Origin of the sequence: Clostridium neonatale (genome assembly GCF_900465025.1) — a bacterium.
Lineage (GTDB): Bacteria > Bacillota > Clostridia > Clostridiales > Clostridiaceae > Clostridium > Clostridium neonatale.
This window is the reverse complement of sequence record NZ_UICR01000001.1, coordinates 2,056,562-2,078,593: the sequence shown is the minus strand read 5'-3', so window position 1 is coordinate 2,078,593 and position 22,032 is coordinate 2,056,562. Positions and strand designations below refer to the sequence as shown.

Sequence of the window (22,032 nt, the reverse complement as noted above, 5' to 3'; positions counted from 1 at the left end):
TGAAAAAACACTAAATTAACAAAATAATTAAATTTCATTAATTTAGTGTTTTTTAAGTCAAATTATTTTTTAAATGTAATTATTACTTTAAATAAGTCTCCATCAATTTCAATATTAAAATTGCCTCCTTGTGCTTCCACAAAACTTTTAGCAATTGCAAGACCAAGTCCTGATCCTTCAGTATTTCTTGATTTATCTCCTCTTTGAAATCTTTCTACGATTTCATCAGGTGTAAAATTAATTTCGTTTGCAGACATATTTCTAATTGTAATTTCTGCTGTATCAATATTATCCACTATATTTATATATACCCTTGAATTTTCCATAGCATACTTAGCTACATTATTTAAAAGATTTTCAAATACCCTATAAGTTTTTTGACTATCTAAATTAAGTATTATTTTATTTTCCGGATAGTCATTTCTAACTACAAGTTTTGAATTTTTTAATTTATCTTGAAGCTCTATCTGTGTTTGTCTCATAAGCTCTACTATATCAACTTTTACTAAGTTCAATTTAATATTTCCGCTTGTAGCCTTGCTTACTTCAAATAAATCTTCAATTAAAAATTTTAATCTTTGAGATTTTTTATCTAATGTATCTATATATGATTTTCTTTCTTCTTCTGTAATCTCAGGATTCTTTAATAAATCAACATAAGTTATTATTGATGTTAATGGGGTTTTTAAATCATGTGATACGTTTGAAATCAATTCAGTTTTCATTCTTTGACTTTTTACTTCTTCATCTACAGCATTTTTAAATCCCTTCTTAATATTAAGAATTGCTTCTTTGACTGGATTAAATATTCCTAAATCTTCATCTATTTCTATACCTAAATTTCCTTCTGCAATTTTATTTGTTGACTCTAAAAGTTTTGAAAACTTTATCTTTATATCGTCAACATATTTAGTTACTATAAAGAATAATACAATAGAATAAATAGCCGCTGCGCCAATTCCAAAGATCCAAATTGCTGAAATTAATGATAGTATTAAAAAGTTAATTAGAATAATCTTTATTATCATTTTATTAGATTTATCCTTTAAATCTAAATGATATAGTTCATTTCTAATATTATTTATTTTTCTAACAAAAAATCTATAAAGCTTACATAGAAGCATGTTTTCTTTTAAATATGTTTTAAGCCCTGTTGTAAATATATATTTTAATAACATAACTCCAGAAAAAATTGAATATATAGATATACTCCACATAAAGATATTTGCTATAAATAGTATTGTATTTGAATAACCTGTACCTAAGCGCAAATTATTAAGTGCTTTAATAGCATTTCCATCTAAAGTGCTTTGAAGTCCGAGTAAACAAAGTGCTGCTATACTCAAAGCCAAGCATATATAAATAACTATATTTATTTCTGTTGGAATCTTATTTATAAATCTTATACCAACTATATTTTTTCCTTTATTATATGGAAGAAAAAAGGATACTATAAGAATGACAACAAATACAGAACCAACAAATGCCATAATTACATTTTGATCAACGCCTTCATTATATGAAGTTCTTAATTCAGTTATATAATCTACATATTTCAGTTCTTTTGGAATTGCATATATAAATTTACAATCGCTTATTGAATTTAAAGATGCCTTAGTGTAATTATACTGATAGGTTTCGTTTTTGTTATAATTATAATTTGACATTCTATTACTAAGTAAATCTTCATCTATTCCATGACTTTTTAATATATCTGCCAATCCATTTTTATTAAATGCTAATTCAACATAAAAATCATATTTTTCTTTAATATTATCAATATTTAAAAGATCTTGCTCTACATTACTTGCTATTAAATTATTATCATTATCAAATACTGCATATTGTACATTTCTTAAATCATTTTGTAATGTTCTTTTATTCTGCAGATAGTTTTCATCTAAATTTCTTACTATGTTTTTCTTATCTGCTTCAATTTCTTTATCTAAACTGATATTAACCTCTGATTTTGTTATTTCTCTATTCCCATCTTCATAATTAGATTCATCTGAAAAAGACCCAGTACCATAATAATTATCTTGGTAATAATCATCTACTAAGTACTCTTTTATATAGGCTTCTTCAATTGATATTTCTGAGCCCTTTTTATGTTCTAAAACATCCTTATATAACATATAACTTGAATCATATATTTTATCTAAAAAATAGTTATCTTCATAAATTTGTGTTTTATCCATTTTTGCACATTCTTTTAACTTTGGATAAAAAAGCATTATTCCACCAGAAATTATAACTAAAAGAATTATTGCAATTATATTGATATTAATATTTTTTTTATTAGAATTATTTTTTATTATTTCAGTATTATTTCTGTTTTTCAATTTTATAGCCAACTCCCCACACCACCTTTAAATATCTAGGATTCTTTGAATCAATTTCAATCTTTTCTCTTATGTTTCTTACATGTACCATAACTGTATCAGTATTCACTGCCTGCTCCTTCCACACACTTTCGTATATTTCTTCTGCTGAAAATACTCTTCCTGGATTTTTCATTAATAAATGAAGAATCTTAAATTCAATAGGTGTAACTTTTATATTTTCTCCATCAACATATATCTCTTTTGTTTCAACATTTATTTCAAGTCCACCTACTACCACATTATTATTTTTCTTCTCTAAATTATTTATTATATTTAAATATTTTGAATATCTTCTAAGCTGTGAATTAACTCTTGCAATTAATTCCATAGGATTAAATGGTTTTGTTACATAGTCATCTGCGCCAATATTTAGTCCCATAATCTTATCCATTTCTTCGGATTTAGCTGTAAGCATTATTACTGGAAATTCATGTTCTTCTCTAAGCTTCATAACCATTGTTGTTCCATCCATCCTTGGCATCATTATATCTACTATTGCCAAATGTATATCTTCTTTTTCTATAATTTCAAGACCTTCTATTCCATTATTAGCTTTAAATACATTGTATCCCTGATTTCTTAAATATATTGCAACTCCATCACAGATTTCTTTTTCATCTTCAACTATTAAAATATTATATGCTTTCATTATTTTCCCACCTTTATATAATTGTATGATTAGTATTTATAGAATCATATAATATATTATCATAACTTATTTTAACTTTGTCTTTTTATTAATTTAATAGTTGAATTTCTTTTTACACATTCATTTATAATTAAAAATGTAATTATAATCCCCCCTAAAGCTACTAAAATAAATTTAATTGCAAAATTAAAGTTTAACTGCAAAATACTATCTTTTATATTCAATATAAAAATATAAAAAAATGATGTATTTACACATTCACTTATTAAAAGTAATAGACTAGCAATATAGATAATAATTAATTTTTTCAATCTCAAATTCCCCCTTTCTTTTGATCTAAACAAATTGTAATTCTAAAAATTTAAGATATACATCTAAAAAAGCTAAAGAATTTCTAAAGAAAAATAAAATAACACTTAAAGTAATTGCAATACCTTAAGTGTTATCTTTAAAATTCAAATTCTAACTAAATCTATGTAACATTTCATTATATTCTTTTTTTATATTTATATATGACTGCATTAACTCTTGAGATCTAATGTTAGCTTGACCAATTACATAATCATATTTTTCTACAAATAAATTTACTACTTTCTTATCTATTTTTTTATTGCTCACCATATCATTCAATATTTTTATTATTTCTTCTTTCTTAAATTCTTCTTTATAACTACGTCTTCCTATTAATGCACTGATAATATCAGCGACTGCTACTATTCTCATCTCTAAAGTTAATTTATCTTCTTTCAATCCAAATGGATACCCAGTTCCATCTAATTTTTCATGATGAAGCGTTGCTATATCTCTTATATCATCGATATTAAGTCCACTTAATATATCATATCCTATCTTTGCATGACTTTTCATTATCTCAAATTCTTCATTAGTTAGTTTACCTGGCTTCTCTAGGATCTCAGTTGGAATGCTTATTTTCCCAATATCATGTAATGTTGCTGAAAGCGCTATTTTATTAACTGTTTCTTCATCTAATTCGCATAACTTTGCTATTTCATAAGAAATAGCTTCAACAGCTATTGTATGCTTTACTGTAGCTTCACTTCTAAAATCTATTGAATATGCAAGCATTTTACTATACGCTAAAACATCTTCTCTTAAAAATGTCTTCTTCTTAAAGAATTCCATAAATTCATCTATATATGTTCCATCTTTAAGTTTTGAGATAAATCTATATTCTTTATCTGCTTTGTTTAATAAATCTAAAAATTTATTTGAATAATTTGCTATTATATATTTATTTTTCTCAATATCAACATATCCATTTTTAACTGTTATTCTATCTACATAATCTGCAAAACTAAGCAACAATCCCTCTTTTGATATAATATCTATATTTCTCTCTCTATAATATCTTTCAGTAAAGTGATGTGTTAGTACCATCTTATATTTATCTGAAAGAGGTGAAAAATATTTTATAAATAATGAACCATAGATGGCATGATTAAATGGTGAATTTTCTTCTACATCTGCTAATTTTTCTCTTTCTGCCACTTTATATGCTCCCAAATCATGAAATATAGAAATAGTACATATTTCAAATATTTCTTCCTCTGTATAATTCTTTTCGAATTTTAAAAGATTCATCATTATATACGCAACTCTTTTACCATGATCTAAAAGTTTTTCATCGATAGAATTAATAGCTTTATAAATAACCAAAATTATATTATATGCAGGTATTCTTATTTTATTTTTCATATTACTTTATCTCCAAACTCTCAAATAAAATATACAATCAGACCTTCTAAGCACTTATTCATATTATATCCCTCCTCATTACCACTTGAAATTCTTCTTAAATATTAATAATTCGAAATATATATGAAAAATTTGCTTATTAGTTCCATTATTCCTTGTCAAAATCCCGCCCTACATCTTTACTTGTGTGTGAATCTGAGCCATATACTTTCTTTACATTATATTCTTCAACTAATTCTTTAAATATACCGCTCACATAAAGTTCTTTGCAATATGGCTTTCTAATCCCAGCTGTATTCACATCCACTTCATAATTTTTATATTTAATGGCTTTTACTATTTCCTCCAATATAAATCTATTCTTATATTCAATTGGATATAACTCATTAAATATACGTATTAAATTAGGATGTCCTACTCTTTTAGGTTTATAAGTTCCCAAATCACTTTGTATTGCCAAGAGTAAAGTTTCATAATACTTATCATAAACATTTTCTACTGATCCTAAGTTTTCTAAAGCTCTTTCAAATCCTTTTATTCCATCAATATCTGTATATTCACCATTATTTAGTTTTATAAAGTGTAGTGACAACAGTGCATCTTCTAAATTTTCTCCATACTTATTTAAAAGCCTTGTTGTTTTATCTTCATATCCTTCTATAAAATCTACTTCAAGTCCAATATTTATTTTTATTTTATTTTTATATTTTTCTTTAATAAGTTTTAGTTCTTCAAAATATTTTTCTATTTGCTCTTCATTTGGTGAACATTCATCTAAAAATTTCTTATCATCCATAAAATATCCTGGAAGCGGCATATGTTCTGTAAAGCTTATTTCTTGAAGCCCTTGCTCTATTGCTTTTTCTATATACTTTTCAAAAGAATCATTTGTTCCATGTGGACAAAATGGCGAATGTATATGCCCATCTCTAATTATTTTTTCTTTCATTTTATTGCCCCTCTCCATCTAAAAATTATAATTTATTTTATCACTTGAACTTGCAACCCTTCCATAACATCTAATACTTTTTCATGTAAAGATTCATCAAAACTTGCACAAAGATTACTATCTACAGTTATTTGCGCATTAGGATATTGTGCCTGAAAAGTACATACATTACTTATAACGCAAATATTTGATACAACTCCTACTAACTCTATTTCATCAATATCTCCAAGTTCTTCTGCAAGTTTAATCATATCTTTAGGAGCTATTCCAAAAGCTTCTTTCTTTACGTGTATTGTATTTTCTTCATTTATAAAATCTTTTAAATTTCCATATAAATTATGACCTTCACTGCCTAAATAACAATGTGGAACTGGAAGATGCTTTCCCTCTTTTGTATCTAAATAATTTTCAAAATGTGTATCATATGTGAATACAACTTTATTATTATTATCTAAATATTCTTTTACTTTATTGTATATACCTGCCTCTAATGTTTCAGCTTTTTTAAACCCTAATGCACCATCTACAAAATCTTTTTGATAATCAATAACTGCTAATATCTTTTTCATAATTTCCTCCTTTATTTATATCTTAATATTACTTACTTAAAAATTATGTTCATATTCCTCATTATATTTAAACATCTTAGCTGGTCTAAATGGTTTTCCTTCAATTATTTCATCAGTTTCTATTATCATATCTCCCATTTTGCGTCTAAAATTCAATATTTCTCTTCCCATAATTGCCTCATACACATTTTGTAGTTCTTTTACAGTAAATAATCTAGGAAGTAAATTTAAAGCAATTGGAGTATATTCAACTTTATTTCTTATTCTATCAATAGCATAATCTAATATTTTATAATGATCAAAGGCCAATTCATCTTTTCCCAAAATATTGTTATATATTTCATTTTTTCTTTTTAATATATTTTTTTCAACTTTCTCTGTAATTTCATATTTAATTTCAATATTTCCATCTTCACTTATCAAACTTAATTCATATATATTTATAATATAATCTTCACTATTTACTTTATTTAATATTTTTTTATTTATCCAAAACCACATTGATTCCATATTTTTATTAGATTTATTATAATTAATATTCTCTTTAGATATTAACGCTATATTTCCAATACTTATTACTCTTGTTCTAGAATCTCTATTAGTTTCACCAAAAGTATATAATTGTTCCATATAAACATTATCCATTCCTGTTTCTTCTTTTAATTTTCTTGTTGCGCCATCTTCTAAACTTTCATTAATATGCACAAAGCCACCAGGAATTGCCCACTTTCCTTTTTCAGGATACTCATCTCTTTTAACTAAAAGAACCTGCATTCCTTTTCTGGGAACTTTTCTTATATTCTCTTCTTCCATATTCTCTGTTGTAAAAATTATTAAATCATTTGTAACACTAGGCTTATCAAACTTATTAGAGTCATAGTCTTTTAAAAACTCTTCTTCACTACTATAAATTTGTTTCTCTTTCATTATGATCACCTCTATGATTTTAAAATCAAATATAGATTTTACTATTCTAAATTAATATATTGTATTAATCAGATACTTTAAAATTGATATTATCTATGTAATATTATATCATATATTTTAATCAATAGGATTTATTTTGATTCATTCTGAATTTCAATTTATATAAAAATAAAAATTATGATGTCACACAGAATGAATAAAGGACGTAGAATCAGAGTTTAGTGGATAACAGTCGAAATTCTATATCTGAATATATTGTTGCCTTCTTAAAAATTATAAAATATTAGCTTGCTTAAATAACTATTCCTTAATTTAAAAATATATTTATGTGTAACACCAATAATACTGAAACTTTGAGCTTAGATGAAACAAAGAAATAAAGCTCTCATATTGGGCGGAGACTTGCATTCCAAAATGGAGCTTTAAAATTTTTACATCAATGATTGTTCCAAAATTGTTTGTCTAATTTTACATTGGAGCAAACGGTTTTGGGCACGATCATTGATGTTTAAATTTTTAGCTTCATTTTGGTAGCAAGCGAGCCCAATTTGAGAGCTTTATTTCGGTGTCATTCACTAAACTTTAGTTCTACGTCCTTTATTTATTCTATGAACAATAGCCACAATTATTTTTCTAATATTATCCTATTGTTAAATGCACTTTTTGCTAAGTGCTTATGTGGAGCATTTATTGTAGCTATTATTATTATTGAAACTAGACATAGTATTGCAATTGCTATAAATGTCGGTTTAAATCCACCTGTTAATGTAGCAATAAATGTTCCTAATAATGATCCAACTCCAAAGCCTTGATATATGATGCCATAATTGTTAGTCTCATTATTTATCCCAAAGAAATCTCCTACTATTCCTGGGAATACTGTGATACATCCGCCAAAACAAAATGCAATAGCTGCAATACATACGAAAAATGTTATTAAATTCAACTGTACAAAACTTAAAACTATTACTGATACTGCTGTTATTACCAATGCATACATAACAACTTTTAGTTGTCCTATTTTATCTGATAATGAACCCAAAACAATTCTGCCCATAGTATTAAATATAGCTACCATAGCTACTGCATTAGCTGCAACTAAAGGTGTTAATCCCACCAAATCAACTCCTATATCTTTTACTATTCCTATTACATAAAGGCCACTCATACATGCTGTAATAAATACTAAGAATAACAAGTAAGCTTCCTTAGTCTTTAACATTTCTAAAACCGTAAACTCTTTGTCACCTGAAGTACCACTTGTTTCTTCTTGAATCTCTGGGGCATCTTTTAAAAATTTACCGCCTACAACTATTAATATCATGGCAAGTATCCCCCAATAGAAAAATGCTGAAGATACCCCTTTTGAATTTATCATATATCCATTAATATATTTAAAAATCAAACTGCCTGTTCCATATGCACCAACTGAAATTCCTGATATTAATCCTTTCTTTTCCGGAAACCATTTTATGCAATTTGACAATATGGATAAATATGCAATCCCATCCGCTGCACCAAGTATAATTCCTGCTGTAACATATAACATAACTACTGAATCGATTTTTGATGCTAAAAGCAAGCTAATCCCTAAAACAATTCCTGATACTATTGTAAGTTTTTTAATTCCTATCTTTTCTTGAATTTTACCCGCAAATAGTGTGGAAAATGCTAATGAAATACTTGTTATTGAAAAAGTTACTGATATCTTATTAAAATCCCAGCCAAATTCATCAGCAATCGGCTGATTAAATAAACTCCAAGTATATATTGTTCCTAGTCCTATCTGTGCAATAACAGTACCTATTATAATTAACAAACGACTATCTAATTTCTTCTTCATTTTATTGCACTCCCTTCATTTATATAATAAAATCTTCTGTATTTAAATAATCTCAATAAACATTACCTTTATTGTTTAGCTAATTATACATCTAATATAGACAATTCTATTAATAAATGATTGAAATGCTTAAATGTGTATTTAAAATACACTTATATATTCATAAGCTGCTTAAATTTTTTTATTTTACTTCTACTCACTGGTATTTCTTTTTCTATACCATTAAGTTTTAAATTATATGTATTATTAAACCAAGGTATTATTTCTCTTATCTTAGTTATATTTACTATGTAAGATCTATGACATTTATAAAATTTATCTTTTGGTAAACTATTATAGAATTCAGATATACTTGAATGTACTAAATATTCTTCATCTTTTGTATAAACAGAAGTTATACCATCTTTTGCAGTACAATAATATATCTCATCCATATCTAAAACTATAATTTTTTCATTCTTCCATAGATTTATTTTTCCTAAAGTATGATTTTCATTATTTTTATTTTTTTCAAGATTGTAATTCATTTCAAGTTTCCTAAGCATCGATATTATTCTATCTTCAGAATAAGGCTTTAGTATATAGTCAAAGGCTTCTATTTCAAAAGCTTCAGCTGCATGTTCTTTATACGCTGTAATAAAAATAATATATGGCTTTACAGCAAATTTACTTATATTTTTTGCAAGAAATACTCCATCCAAAGAGGCTATATTTATATCTAAAAATATAGCATCTACTTCATTTTCTTGAAGAAATTTAAGTACGTCTAAACCATCATCAAATTCACCCACTATTTCTATACCGCTATAATTTTTAATAAAATATTTAAGTTCCTCTCTAGATAAATACTCATCTTCAACGATTATTCCTTTCATTGTTTTACCTCCCTTACAAAAAACTCTATTTTAGTTCCTTTATTAAGCCTTGTTATTGTAAGGCCCTGCCCATAAATAAGTTTTAATCTTGAATTCACATTATAAAGCCCTATATTTTCCTTTGGAACCCCATCATTATACATGTTTTGTATTATCTCTTCATTTATTCCTATCCCGTCATCCATTATGATTATTTGAACATCTTCTTGATGCTTTTTTACAATTACTTTTATAGTTCCTTTTCCCTTGTTCTTTAAAATACCATGAACTATAGCATTTTCTACTAACGGTTGTATTATTAAACTTGGGATTTTTACATTTACATCATCTACATCACATACTACATTTATTTTATCTCCAAATCTAGCTTTTTCAATTTCTATATAATTTCTAACTTGCTGTAATTCATCATTTATATCTATAAATTCATCGTTTAATTCTAAATTATATCTTAGATAGCTAGAAAGATTAATAATAAGTTCTCTAGCTTTTTGTGGATTTATTCTTATAGATGATGCTATAGCATTTAATGCATTGAATAGAAAATGTGGATTTATTTGAGTTTGAAGGGCTTTTAATTCTGATTTATCAGCCATCTTTTTAATATCTTCTAATTTAGCAATTTCCATTAATGTTGAAATAATTTCTGCAAGACCTGTTGAAAGATTTATTAATGGTTCAGTTATTTTATTTTCTTTTATATAATATATTTTTAAACATCCAATAACATCTTTTTTGTCATGAAGTGGTAATATGATTGCAGATTTTAATATTCTTGTTCTACTTGGAAATCCATGATTTTTTATTATTATTTCATTGTTTTCTATTGCATCCTTTGCAACTTGAGTTATTATTTCATGTCCTATTTTATAATATTCTTTTCCAACTCCAACATAAGCCAAAATATTCTTCTTATCAGTTATTGCAACTGCATCTGCTTCTATATTTTCTTTAATAATTGAACATACTTTATTTAGAGAATCAGTATTTATGTTTCTAAAATAAGGAAGAGCTTCATTAGCAATATCTAATGATAACTTAGCATGTCTTGCTGCTAATTTTTCTTTTTCATCTTCAATACTTTGAATTATTTGTATAATGAATCCAACACTAATATTACCAATTATCATCGGAATACCTATCTTTGATACTATACTAAATCCTATAGAGTGAGGCTTACTAATAAGAATTATTAATATCATAGTTACTGTTTCAGATAGCATTCCAGTGGCTATTGCTGCAATCCATTGTAAACTTCTATCTGCTTTTTTATATACATATCCTGATATAAAACCTGCTAAAATACTGCTAATTAAACATGGAATAGAACTTATCCCATTCATATCTATTAGATATCTATGAATACCTGAAATAATTCCTGTTGTAATTCCCACAATTGGTCCAAAAAGTACTCCACCTGCTACTATTGTGATTATTCGAGCGTTTATTAAAGAACCATCAATTTTTATTCCAGTATATGTTGCAAATATGGCAAGTAATGAAAAAATAATTGAAATTATTATTTTATCTTTTTTGCTATGGCTTTTCTTCGCAAAAATATTTTTTAAAATATACACTCTAGTCAACAAAAATATACATATTAAAAGAAGCGTAATTCTACCTAAAAACTCGAATAATAAATCTAACATGCTTATTAAATACCTCCATAATTTATAAAAATTATATCATATAATTAATTCTATAATATATATTATAAACCTTAAATGTATATTACAAAATTAAATTGTATTAAATTTAATATACATCTATTGATTTTTATTCTTAGTAAGACTATAATTTCTAATAACAATATAATATAAAAATAAATGAAGGTGAAATATAGATGAATAATACAATAGAAATAATTAAAAATCATAGATCAATAAGACAATACTTAGATAAAGATATACCAGATGAAATTATTGATGAAATAATAATGTCAGCTCAAGCTATGCCAAACTCAATAAATGGTCAGCAAACAACTATAATCATAGTTAAGGACAAAGCTAAACGAGAAAAATTAGCAGAGCTTACTGGAAATCAACCACATGTTGCAGAAGCCCCAGTTTTTCTTGTTTTTCTAATTGATTTCTATAGGACATACCTTGCTGCCAAAAAAAATCATGTTGAACAAGTAGTTCATGAATATGTTGAAGGCACTGAAGTTGGATCAGTCGATGCTGGAATAGCTTTAGGTGCAGCTACAATTGCTGCTGAATCACTTGGACTTGGTGTAGTTCCAATAGGAGGTATTAGAAAGAATCCGGAAAAAGTTATTGAGCTTTTAGAACTTCCAAAATATACTTTTCCAGTAGTTGGATTAGTAGTTGGTTATCCAGCTGACAAATCGCACAAAAAACCAAGAATTCCTTTTAATAGTTATAGACATATTGATAAATACGATAAAAAAATTGTTGAATCTTCAATTGATTCTTATGATGATCAAATGGCTTCATACTTAAAAGATATCGGAAGATATGATAAAGAAAAAAATTGGAGTTCTCAAACATCTGGATATTACAAATTGAATTATTACCCAAAAGTTAAAGCTATTATGGAAAGGCAAGGGTTTACTAATAAATAATATTAATTTATAACAGTTGGTTGATTGTATAATTCATAAAAAAGAATTTACCAATCAGCCAATTTCTGAAAGGAGAATTTAATATGAGTGATTTATTTACACCTTATGAACTAAAGAGCCTCAAATTAAAAAACAGAATAGTTATGCCACCTATGTGTCAATATTCAGTAGAAAATAAAGATGGAATTGCTACTGATTGGCATTACATACATTATGTAAGCCGAGCTATAGGCGGAACTGGTTTAATAATCATTGAAATGACTGATGTAGAACCTGATGGCCGTATTACCGATTATGATTTAGGACTATGGTCAGATGATCAAATACCTGGCATTAAGAGAATTGTAGATGAATGCCACAAATATGGAGCTAAAGTTGCTATACAGATAGCCCATGCCGGGCGTAAAGCTGAAGATGCTAAAGTTCCTGTTGCTCCATCTCCAATTCCTTTTGATAATAAATCAAAGACTCCACATGAACTTACAACTGATGAAATTAAAAAAATCATAGAAAAATTTCGTCTATCAGTAAGACGTGCTGTAAAAGCTGGAGTAGACGCTATTGAAATTCATGGAGCTCATGGATATTTAATACATGAATTTCAATCTCCATTAACTAATAAGAGAACTGATGAATATGGACAAGATTTGTATAAATTCGGTAAAGAGGTCGTTGAAGTATCTAAAAGTGAAATGCCTAATGATATGCCATTAATTATGCGTATATCAGCAAAAGAATATGTTGATGGTGGTTATGGAATTAACGAAAGTATTCTATTTTCTAAAGAATATAAAAATGCTGGTGTTGATATATTTCATGTAAGTTCAGGTGGAGAAGGTCCAATTGGATCTTCTGGAAAACCTGGAACACATGCTGCATATCAAGTTCCGCTAGCTCGAAAAATTAAAGAAGCTTTAAATGTTCCTGTTATTGCAGTTGGAAAATTAGGTGATCCTGAGCTTGCTAATTCAATTATAGGAAATGATGATGCTGATCTTGTAGCAATTGGAAGGGATATGCTTAGAAATCCATATTGGGCATTGGAAGCCTCTATTAAATTAAATAAGGAAATTCTTATTCCTAGCCAATACAAAAGAGGATTTCCTAGAATAATTGAAAATAAATAATTAGATATGTCCTAAAACATTTTGTTTTAGGACATATTATTTTTCTATAAATTATAAAATTCTATATTAATAAGTATATTTAAACTTTAAATTTATAAAAATATTGTCATTTTCCCTCACATAAATAAGTTTCATGCATAATATAACTATTGAATAAGCAACAAATATGAGAGGAAAAATTTTATGTACAGACACGAAGAATGCATGCATAAATTTGATGAATATGCTCGTGCATATATATTACCACAAAAATATGAAGATTTATTTTCTTGCAAAGAGGGATTTACTAAAGGAACAATTTTTAAAGTTCTCTATGACCCTTATGTAAAAAGTAAACTTAGTGAATGTTAATTTGAGAGGTGATATGTATGTGTAAAATGAATGACTTATTAAATAGTATACAAGTTTATCAATTTTGTGCTATTGACCTTAACTTATTCTTAGACAATTACCCTGATAATACAAATGCCAAGGAAGATTATTGCAGAGTATCAGCAAAATTAAAAGAGTTAATTAGTCAATATGAAAAAGAATATGGACCATTAACTAACTTTGGATCAAGCTATATTGAAAATCCGGAAAAATGGATTAATACGCCTTGGCCTTGGGAGAATATGTATAAGGAGGATAAGTAGGTTATGTGGTATTACGTGAAAACATTAGAGCATCCAATAAATTTAAAATGTAAAGATCTTAATATGGCAAAGTATTTAATTACTCAATATGGTGGTCCTGATGGTGAATTAGGTGCTGCACTTAGATATTTAGATCAAAGATATACAATGCCAACAAATAAATCCAAAGGATTATTAACCGATATAGGCACTGAAGAAATGGCCCATGTTGAGATGATAGCAACTATGGTATATCAGCTAATGGAAAATGCAACTGTAGAAGAACTAAAAAAAGCTGGCCTTGGCGGTCAATATGCAGATCATAGAAAAGCATTATTTTATACTGATGCTACCGGCAATCCATGGACCGCAACTTATATTCAAGCTAAAGGTGATGTAATTGCAGATTTACATGAAGATATGGCTGCTGAACAGAAAGCCAGAGCTACTTATGAAAATTTAATCAATTTAACTGATGAACAAGATATAAAAGATGTGTTAAAATTCTTAAGGGAACGTGAGGTTGTCCATTATCAAAGATTTGGCGAAGCTTTAATGGATGTTCAAGATCATGTTTGTAAAAAATAATATCCTATTTTATTTCATATAAATATTATAAAAAATAATTAATATAAGTAGAATATAAAAGAACTTTAATACTATTAAAGTTCTTTTATATTTATATTTCTATCCATTAATTATTTTTTTTATATAATCTGTATTCGCATAACTCATTTTAGAACTTTCCAGCCAATGCTTTGAGCATCCACATTCATCTAAAATTACACATTGTGGTATAAAACCCATTCTAATAGCTTTCCACCCTCCAGAAATTAAATTTAAGACACATGCAACTCCAATAATTCCAATTTCACCATTATTATTATCTTTCAATTTAAGAAATGAGCTTTCATGAGATACTACATATGTAGAATAATGAAGTGCTTTCCCTAGGTCATTTATAATATTTACATTACAATCTTTTGAACAACACTTGCATACAAACCCCTTTTCACTTTTTATACCTAAGCATTTTGATTTATTTTGCCTCATACAAGATGGTAAAAAAACTATCTTTTCTCTGGTTTTTAAAAACCTATTTTTATAAATATCATTCATTATTTGACTACAGACCATATTAAAATAATACTGTAATTTGCTTTTACCACAATATATAATATTCTCTTTGTATTTATGATCTCTTTTATATTTTTTTAAATACAAGTCTACATTAGCCACATATTTGCTTAGTATATCTTCAGAAATACTATATAAATTATCTATACAAAAATTGCTTAATATCATAAATTCTGATATATCTTTATCTTTTAATTCAACAAAAAATAAATGCCATCTTTTTATTCTAATACCTTCTTCTTTAAAGTCTCCAGAAGCTTCAAGCCACTTAATTAGATATTCCATATCTTTTATAGATACTTCTTTATTTATTTTCTTAGACTTTAAAAGTATTTTCGTATTCAATATTCCTCTTATCTTGTCTACTTTTATTTTTAATATTTCATTTTTTCGCATACTATTTAAAATAGTAAAAATATAATTGAGCTTATATTTAAAGGCTCTAGCATTATCTATGTATTCATTAACAAGAACTCCTATTAAAACAATTTCTATTAAATATTCTTCTCTAGATCGTAGTTTTTCAATCTCATTGCTTTCTATAAACATCATAAATTCATTTATAAGTTTACTACATTTCTGCAAAACTTTATTCATAAATAAATCCTTTGCAGCTTTACTATCTTTATAATAATCAATTGAGCTTTTATTATCTAATTTCAATGAATATGTTTTAAATGACATACATATCCCCCTTTTAATATGTGTGTGACTAAACCAATATTTAATTATATATGTATGCTTTTAAATTTTAATTTTTTATTAAAATAAATCACCTAAAAAAATATAGGTGATTTAGAAGTTTAAAATATTTTTATTTATAGCATTTTCAATTTCTTTCAAAACATATGTTTCTCTATATATCCAGTTAGGAATATTTGATATATTATCTTCTATAATTAATTTATTTTGCAAAATTGCTTCCTCTATATTTATCCAAACCGGTTTAAATTCTAATTCTTTTTCATAATCATCAAGTTTCTGTTCCTTTTGTACATCAGAAACTTCCACAATATAATAATAAGATATCATTTTAAATAATTTATTATGATGAAACCTGTCTTTACTTTTTTCTGTTACTATTCCTATAATATCTTTTACATCCGAACAAACATACCCTGTTTCTTCTTCTACTTCTCTTTTTAATGCATCTAATTTTTCTTCATATTTTTTCACTCCACCTCCTGGAAATTTATAATCTTTATTTTTAGAATTTACCATTAATATTTTATTATTTTTAATTATTACCGCTCTTACTGCTTCTCTAAAATTAACTTTACCTATGGATTCATTTACTTTTTCTATTTCAATTATTTTATCAAATACCATAAACTATGCTCCCTTAAATAAAATATCAAGTTTTAATATTATCTTATAATATTAATTATACTTCAATTTATACTTTATATACAATAAGATAGGTTTATAAGATAAATCTATCTTATAAACCTTATGGTAATTTTATGAAATGCATTTGATTAAATATAATATATTTTAAATTGTTTGTACTGTGTTTACTATACATAGTCAATTTTATATTAATCTATCTTCTATTATTTAGCTGTGTGCGGAACTAAATAATAATTTTAATAACATATTTGAATAGTGTGGATATTTAAATATATTATTATTTTAAGATATATTTTTTTTATAATATATTAATTGTATGCAAAATTAATTATCATCTAAAAATTATAAATCTTGGAGCATTATATATATTTAACATTATTATAAAAGGAGTCTTTTATACTTACTATAAGGCTATGCGATGAGTTATTGCCTTTTAGTATATTTTTTATAGTATATTCTTTTATTTCATCATATTTATCAAATATCTTTTTTGCTTCAATCGTATTGTTGTATACCTTCCAATATCCACATAAAAGACACTTTTTTTCTTTGCATTCCATAAAATCTTTAACATCTTCAAATGGTATCCCTAAAAATAATCCTAATTCATGTGGACAATGATATTTATTATATCTATTTTTTAAATTCTTTATGCAATCATCTATAATAAAATTCTCTTTATATCCTAAGTTTATTAAGAATTCCTTATTTTCTTTTATATTTAGATTTTTGTCAAGAACATGTCTATCGTAAATCATTAATATTATATAGTCCATATTTTCCCTTAATTCAGTATATTCCAAATTAATTTCATTAATGAAATTTGTTCCAAATTTAACCCAACTATTATATAATCTATGATTACTTTTCTTTACAGTTATTGTAACTGCTGGCTTGATACCTGCAATAATTAAGGAAGTATTATATAAGAGATAATTTTCTATATATTCATCATCTTCCATTGAATTTAACTTATTATAAAAATCTAGATATTTCATTATGCCACATCACTTTCAAATTATAAATTAGCTACTTTTTTACCAAACTCTATACATTCTTCTTCTCTGTCATCTGGCTCATTTTGTATTATTAACGGTTCTTCATTTATTATGCAGCCATTACCTTCCATTCTTTCTTGCCAATCTCTCATCCATTGGCCATCACCCCATCCGTAAGAGCCAAATAGAGCTACCTTTTTACCAGAGATTTTACTTGAAATTTCCTCTATGAATGGTTCAAATTCTCCTTCCTCTAACACCTCATCTCCCATAGCTGAACATCCCAATATTAAAATTTCTTCTTTCAATACCTCTTCCACATTAGCTTCTGAAACCGAAATCATTTCAGCTTCTTTGCCAGCTTCTTCAATTCCTCTTTTTATAAGTTCAGCCATCTTTTCTGTGTTACCTGTTCCTGACCAATAGACTATTTTCATATTTCCATCCCCTTATCAATTATTTTTGAAAATCATTCTCAATTAGTATATTAAATTATATTGATAATGTTGTCAAGTCTTATATAAAAAATTTTTATATAATTAAAATCACTAAAATATTCTTATAAAATCAATGGCAACAGGATTTGCTTTCCTGTTGCCATTAATCTTATTTTTCCTTATCAAGTTTTTTATTAAATGCAAATATTGCAAATGATGCAAGAAATATAATAACATATCCTACTACACTTACCCAATCTGGTAATACGCCAAAAAGTATTAAACTAATTAAAGCTGAGAAGATAATATTTGTATAATCAAATATTGATATCTCTTTTGCCGGAGCAAATTTATACGCTAGTGTAATTCCAAATTGCCCTAAACTTGCAAATACACCCGCTAATAATAAATAAGCTAGTTGTTGAATACTCATTGGTTTATATACTCCTAACATAAGCGGAAGCGTAACCATGCTTGAAAAGAACGAAAAATAAAATACTATAGTGTTCGGTTTCTCTTTATTTCCCAAACCTCTTACACAAGTATATGCACCTGCTGCACTTATTCCGCCTAAAAGTCCAATTAATGCCGGTATAGTTTCAAGATTAAAAGATGGTTTTATAATAAATAATGAACCTATAAATGCCACTGTACATGCCATGCTTACAACAATTCCTTGTTTAGGCTTCATCTTTTCTTTTAAGAATATGGTTGAAAAGATTATTGAAAAGAATGGACTTAATTTATTTAGCATATTTGCGTCTGACAACACTAATTTATCAATAGAATAAAAATTAAATAATATTCCTAATGTTCCAAGTGTTGACCTAAGTATTAAGAGCTTTTGATTTTCTTTCTTCCCAAAAAATGTCCCTTTATTTTTAATAATTATCGATGCTGCAACTGCTACCGAAACTATATTCCTAAAAAAAGTTTTTTGAAGTGATGGTAAATCTCCTGATAATTTAACAAATGCAGACATCATAGCAAATCCAAAAGCTGACATTATAATAAAGAATATCCCCTTGCTTCTGTCACTTAAACTATCAAATTTCATATTAATTATCCTTTCATGATATTTTTTGATTTTAATAAAAGCTGAAAATTAGATATAACCTAATTCTCAGCCATCAAAAGAAATTTTATTAACATGCATATATTACCATAGTTATTTTTTTTAGTCAATTTTCATTGTTTTATTCTATAAATATCTTTTCTAAAAAATCTTTATCTTTTAAAGTTTGACAGTCTTTTCTATCTATACATATATTAATTAAATCCTTATCACAACACATTATACTATCTTTTATCTCATTACCAATCCTTTTTAAAAGTTTAATATTAAATTTATCAAACCTATGAACATTACAATATATTTTATCCAGGTTAATCACATTAAAAATATAATCACAAATATAAAATATTATAGTAGAAATTATATCTCTTTCTTTAAAATGTATATCTTGTATGCTATATTCTAAACAACATTCCTTATTTTTTATATCTATATTATTTATATTTATCACACCTATTTTTATATTATTAATATCTATAATCCAATATTTGCACATTTCATCAGTCATAATTTTATTAAACCATATTCTTTCTTTTTCTAGATTAAATTGAATTTCTGAGCTATGTTTGTTTAAAAATTTATTATTAATTCGCCACTTTCCCAATAGATACAAATCATCTTCTTTTAATTTCCTTAAAGATATCATATCTTCCTCCTATAACTATCGATCTCACTGCATACCTGTTATGTTTAATAAATGTGGCATCCATTTTTTTATCTATTCAAATTATAATATTAACAATTATTACTATAAAATATAATATTCCGCTTATATTTTATAGTTACTAATATAAAAATTAAATGTGAGAAACATTAGTTCAGCTTGTCTCTCACATTTTTATTTTAATTATAGTTATTTTCTTTTTTATATGTAACTAATGCTCTTCTTAAATCTGCTTACTTATTAATTTATAGTCTACACCATATTTATTGAAATCCATCTTATATACATTACATTTTATCTTCTTTGATATATTAATCAATTCATTCACATAATCATCTTCACACTTATATCCAATATATATAGATTTTACATTCATATCTTCATCTTCTATTTTAATTACCTTTTCTGTATTTACTTCAATTTCATCTGTTTTATATAACATCCTATACTCATTTTCATATTCCCAAAACTTATTTTTACAACATAAAGATAAATAAAAATAAGAAAATATTTTATAGAATTCTTCTTTATGATTATTTAAATTACTGTAATAATCATAAAGTTCTCTAACCATATTTGTTAACTCCTTAGAATTATTATTTCTGAATTGCTCATAAAATACAGGATATATTTTTTCTGTGTTATTTATCTCATATTCTACACAATATCCTTTATGATTGTTAGCATAATGTGCCCACATAGGCATATTATCATTTATTGTTGTAAAACATGCTACAAGAATTTTATTTTTAAATGCATTTAAGAATTTATCTATTTCTTTAATATCATAATTTTCTTTTTGTAATTTATCCATGTCTACTGAAAGCATTTCAAATTCAAATGGATCATTAAAGCATCTATAATTAGTAACATAAATTTTGTTTTCTTTTAATGACTCTAATCTTTTTTCATTCTTTTCTATATAATTGTTATATCTTTTATCTAATAAAGCATTGTATTGGAATAATCTTTTTGGTATATACTCATTCTTATATTTTATTGCGGAATCCAGACCTTCTTTCTCTACAATATTGTTAAATTGATTAAAACCCATTTTTAATTCCATTGAATACTCCTTATAAATAAAAAATTCATTATCTAATATACTTTTATATCTTTTCCCATCCCGCTTTTAATTTATAATATTTTTCATCTAACTATTTAAAAAATCTCCACCATCTATATGTATCGTTTGGCCTGTAATATACGATGCTGAATCTGATGCTAAAAATACATATGCACCTGCACATTCCACTGGCTGCCCTGCTCTTCCCATTGGCGTTGTACTTCCATGCTTAGATGTTTTTATCTCATCAAAGCTTGATGGTATAAGAGGTGTCCATATTGGTCCTGGTGCAACAGCATTGACTCTTATCCCAGTCTTTCCCTTTGCTAGAGCTAAAGCCAAACTTCTAGTAAAAGCTACAAGGGCTCCTTTTGTCATTGAATAATCTATTAATATATCATTTCCTTTATATGCCACAACTGATGTTGTATTTATTATACATCCACCACTTTTTAAAACATTCATTGCTGCTTTTGTCATATAAAAAGTCCCATATACATTAGTCTTAAATGTCTTATCAAATTGCTCATCAGGTAATTGTTTTATATCTTTACACTCATATTGTACTGCACTATTATTAATCAATATATCTAGTTTTTTATATTCTTTTATTGTTAAATCAATTACTGAATTACAAAAATCTTTATTTGAAATATCACCTTCTATTAAGGTACATTTTCTTCCTATAGAATCTACTATTTTTTTTGTATCTTCTGCATCTTTCTTTTCATTATAATAAACTATAACTATATCGGCCCCTTGCTTTGCATAAGCAATTGCAACTGCTTTACCTATCCCACTATCTCCACCTGTTATTATGGCTACTTTATCTTTTAGTACTTCACAACAACTATTGTATTTTGGATCATCAAATATAGGCATTGGGTTCATTTCGTATTCAAGTCCCGGCTGAATATTTTGCTTTTGCTTTGGAAACGAAGTTGGAAAATTCATATTTAAATACTCCTTTCTATAAACACAATTTTAAATATTATTGTGTTTATTTTTACTTAAATTATTCATATATATAATCAAAAAATAACAAAGCTACCTCAATAAATGATTTGT

General features: G+C 26.2%; 23 protein-coding genes. 5 read left to right on the top strand and 18 right to left on the bottom strand.

The window, feature by feature from the left end:
* Positions 1–62: 62 nt before the first annotated feature.
* The 10 genes from CNEONATNEC86_RS09670 to CNEONATNEC86_RS09625 all read right to left on the bottom strand — a co-directional run bounded on the left by CNEONATNEC86_RS09670 (position 63) and on the right by CNEONATNEC86_RS09625 (position 11,561).
* Entirely contained in the window at positions 63–2,354 is a 2,292-nt protein-coding gene (locus tag CNEONATNEC86_RS09670; protein WP_230131950.1) for a sensor histidine kinase, read from the bottom strand.
* On the bottom strand, positions 2,326–3,033 hold the full coding sequence (locus CNEONATNEC86_RS09665; RefSeq protein WP_159116150.1) for a response regulator transcription factor: 708 nt from the start codon (positions 3,031–3,033) through the stop codon (positions 2,326–2,328). Before CNEONATNEC86_RS09665 ends, CNEONATNEC86_RS09670 begins: the two co-directional genes overlap by 29 nt.
* A 71-nt stretch (positions 3,034–3,104) precedes the next feature.
* Positions 3,105–3,344, bottom strand: coding sequence for a hypothetical protein (locus CNEONATNEC86_RS09660; RefSeq protein WP_058295023.1), 240 nt, complete (start codon positions 3,342–3,344; stop codon positions 3,105–3,107).
* A 151-nt stretch (positions 3,345–3,495) separates the two neighbouring features.
* The gene (locus CNEONATNEC86_RS09655; protein WP_159135893.1) at positions 3,496–4,749 is read right to left on the bottom strand and encodes an HD domain-containing phosphohydrolase; all 1,254 of its coding nucleotides are present in this window, start codon (positions 4,747–4,749) and stop codon (positions 3,496–3,498) included.
* 148 nt (positions 4,750–4,897) lie between these two features.
* The gene (gene hisJ / locus CNEONATNEC86_RS09650; protein WP_159116148.1) at positions 4,898–5,698 is read right to left on the bottom strand and encodes a histidinol-phosphatase HisJ; all 801 of its coding nucleotides are present in this window, start codon (positions 5,696–5,698) and stop codon (positions 4,898–4,900) included.
* Positions 5,699–5,730: 32 nt separating this feature from the next.
* A complete protein-coding gene (locus CNEONATNEC86_RS09645) occupies positions 5,731–6,267 on the bottom strand; it encodes a cysteine hydrolase family protein (RefSeq protein ID WP_058295021.1) in 537 nt (178 codons plus the stop codon).
* 36 nt (positions 6,268–6,303) lie between these two features.
* Positions 6,304–7,194 (bottom strand): NUDIX hydrolase, encoded by an 891-nt coding sequence (locus CNEONATNEC86_RS09640; RefSeq protein ID WP_159135892.1) that lies wholly within the window; start codon positions 7,192–7,194, stop codon positions 6,304–6,306.
* Between the two features lie 625 nt (positions 7,195–7,819).
* A complete protein-coding gene (locus CNEONATNEC86_RS09635) occupies positions 7,820–9,037 on the bottom strand; it encodes an L-lactate MFS transporter (protein ID WP_159116147.1) in 1,218 nt (405 codons plus the stop codon).
* A gap of 152 nt (positions 9,038–9,189) precedes the next feature.
* The gene (locus CNEONATNEC86_RS09630; RefSeq protein ID WP_159135891.1) at positions 9,190–9,912 is read right to left on the bottom strand and encodes a LytR/AlgR family response regulator transcription factor; all 723 of its coding nucleotides are present in this window, start codon (positions 9,910–9,912) and stop codon (positions 9,190–9,192) included.
* Complete coding sequence (locus CNEONATNEC86_RS09625; RefSeq protein ID WP_159135890.1) at positions 9,909–11,561, bottom strand: LytS/YhcK type 5TM receptor domain-containing protein; 1,653 nt, start codon at positions 11,559–11,561, stop codon at positions 9,909–9,911. The genes CNEONATNEC86_RS09630 and CNEONATNEC86_RS09625 overlap by 4 nt, the downstream gene beginning before the upstream one ends.
* Before the next feature lie 194 nt (positions 11,562–11,755).
* Between CNEONATNEC86_RS09625 and CNEONATNEC86_RS09620 the strand changes: the two genes are divergently transcribed.
* The 5 genes from CNEONATNEC86_RS09620 to CNEONATNEC86_RS09600 all read left to right on the top strand — a co-directional run bounded on the left by CNEONATNEC86_RS09620 (position 11,756) and on the right by CNEONATNEC86_RS09600 (position 14,825).
* The gene (locus CNEONATNEC86_RS09620; protein WP_159135889.1) at positions 11,756–12,496 is read left to right on the top strand and encodes an NADPH-dependent oxidoreductase; all 741 of its coding nucleotides are present in this window, start codon (positions 11,756–11,758) and stop codon (positions 12,494–12,496) included.
* An 83-nt stretch (positions 12,497–12,579) separates the two neighbouring features.
* The gene (locus tag CNEONATNEC86_RS09615; RefSeq protein ID WP_058295015.1) at positions 12,580–13,623 is read left to right on the top strand and encodes an NADH:flavin oxidoreductase/NADH oxidase; all 1,044 of its coding nucleotides are present in this window, start codon (positions 12,580–12,582) and stop codon (positions 13,621–13,623) included.
* Positions 13,624–13,806: 183 nt separating this feature from the next.
* Positions 13,807–13,974, top strand: a complete 168-nt coding sequence (locus CNEONATNEC86_RS09610) for a spore coat associated protein CotJA (protein ID WP_083498770.1) — start codon at positions 13,807–13,809, stop codon at positions 13,972–13,974.
* Between the two features lie 17 nt (positions 13,975–13,991).
* A complete protein-coding gene (locus tag CNEONATNEC86_RS09605) occupies positions 13,992–14,258 on the top strand; it encodes a spore coat protein CotJB (protein ID WP_058295014.1) in 267 nt (88 codons plus the stop codon).
* A gap of 3 nt (positions 14,259–14,261) precedes the next feature.
* Positions 14,262–14,825 (top strand): manganese catalase family protein, encoded by a 564-nt coding sequence (locus CNEONATNEC86_RS09600; RefSeq protein WP_058295013.1) that lies wholly within the window; start codon positions 14,262–14,264, stop codon positions 14,823–14,825.
* Positions 14,826–14,924: 99 nt separating this feature from the next.
* Here CNEONATNEC86_RS09600 and CNEONATNEC86_RS09595 read toward each other — a convergent pair whose 3' ends face one another.
* The 8 genes from CNEONATNEC86_RS09595 to CNEONATNEC86_RS09560 all read right to left on the bottom strand — a co-directional run bounded on the left by CNEONATNEC86_RS09595 (position 14,925) and on the right by CNEONATNEC86_RS09560 (position 21,918).
* Positions 14,925–16,058, bottom strand: coding sequence for a DUF116 domain-containing protein (locus CNEONATNEC86_RS09595; protein WP_159135888.1), 1,134 nt, complete (start codon positions 16,056–16,058; stop codon positions 14,925–14,927).
* Between the two features lie 111 nt (positions 16,059–16,169).
* Positions 16,170–16,703, bottom strand: a complete 534-nt coding sequence (locus CNEONATNEC86_RS09590; protein WP_159135887.1) for an NUDIX domain-containing protein — start codon at positions 16,701–16,703, stop codon at positions 16,170–16,172.
* 380 nt (positions 16,704–17,083) lie between these two features.
* Entirely contained in the window at positions 17,084–17,722 is a 639-nt protein-coding gene (locus CNEONATNEC86_RS09585) for a DUF3793 family protein (RefSeq protein WP_125149019.1), read from the bottom strand.
* Positions 17,723–17,742: 20 nt separating this feature from the next.
* Positions 17,743–18,159 (bottom strand): flavodoxin, encoded by a 417-nt coding sequence (locus tag CNEONATNEC86_RS09580; RefSeq protein ID WP_058295008.1) that lies wholly within the window; start codon positions 18,157–18,159, stop codon positions 17,743–17,745.
* Positions 18,160–18,328: 169 nt separating this feature from the next.
* Positions 18,329–19,216, bottom strand: coding sequence for a DMT family transporter (locus CNEONATNEC86_RS09575; RefSeq protein ID WP_125149025.1), 888 nt, complete (start codon positions 19,214–19,216; stop codon positions 18,329–18,331).
* 139 nt (positions 19,217–19,355) lie between these two features.
* Positions 19,356–19,880 carry a GNAT family N-acetyltransferase gene (locus tag CNEONATNEC86_RS09570; protein ID WP_159135886.1) on the bottom strand — a complete coding sequence of 175 codons (525 nt, stop codon included), beginning with the start codon at positions 19,878–19,880 and terminating at the stop codon, positions 19,356–19,358.
* A gap of 241 nt (positions 19,881–20,121) precedes the next feature.
* Positions 20,122–20,964: a DUF2971 domain-containing protein gene (locus CNEONATNEC86_RS09565; protein WP_159135885.1), complete on the bottom strand. Its 843-nt coding sequence runs from the start codon at positions 20,962–20,964 to the stop codon at positions 20,122–20,124.
* 87 nt (positions 20,965–21,051) lie between these two features.
* Positions 21,052–21,918, bottom strand: a complete 867-nt coding sequence (locus CNEONATNEC86_RS09560) for an SDR family oxidoreductase (RefSeq protein ID WP_058295004.1) — start codon at positions 21,916–21,918, stop codon at positions 21,052–21,054.
* Positions 21,919–22,032: the final 114 nt, after the last annotated feature.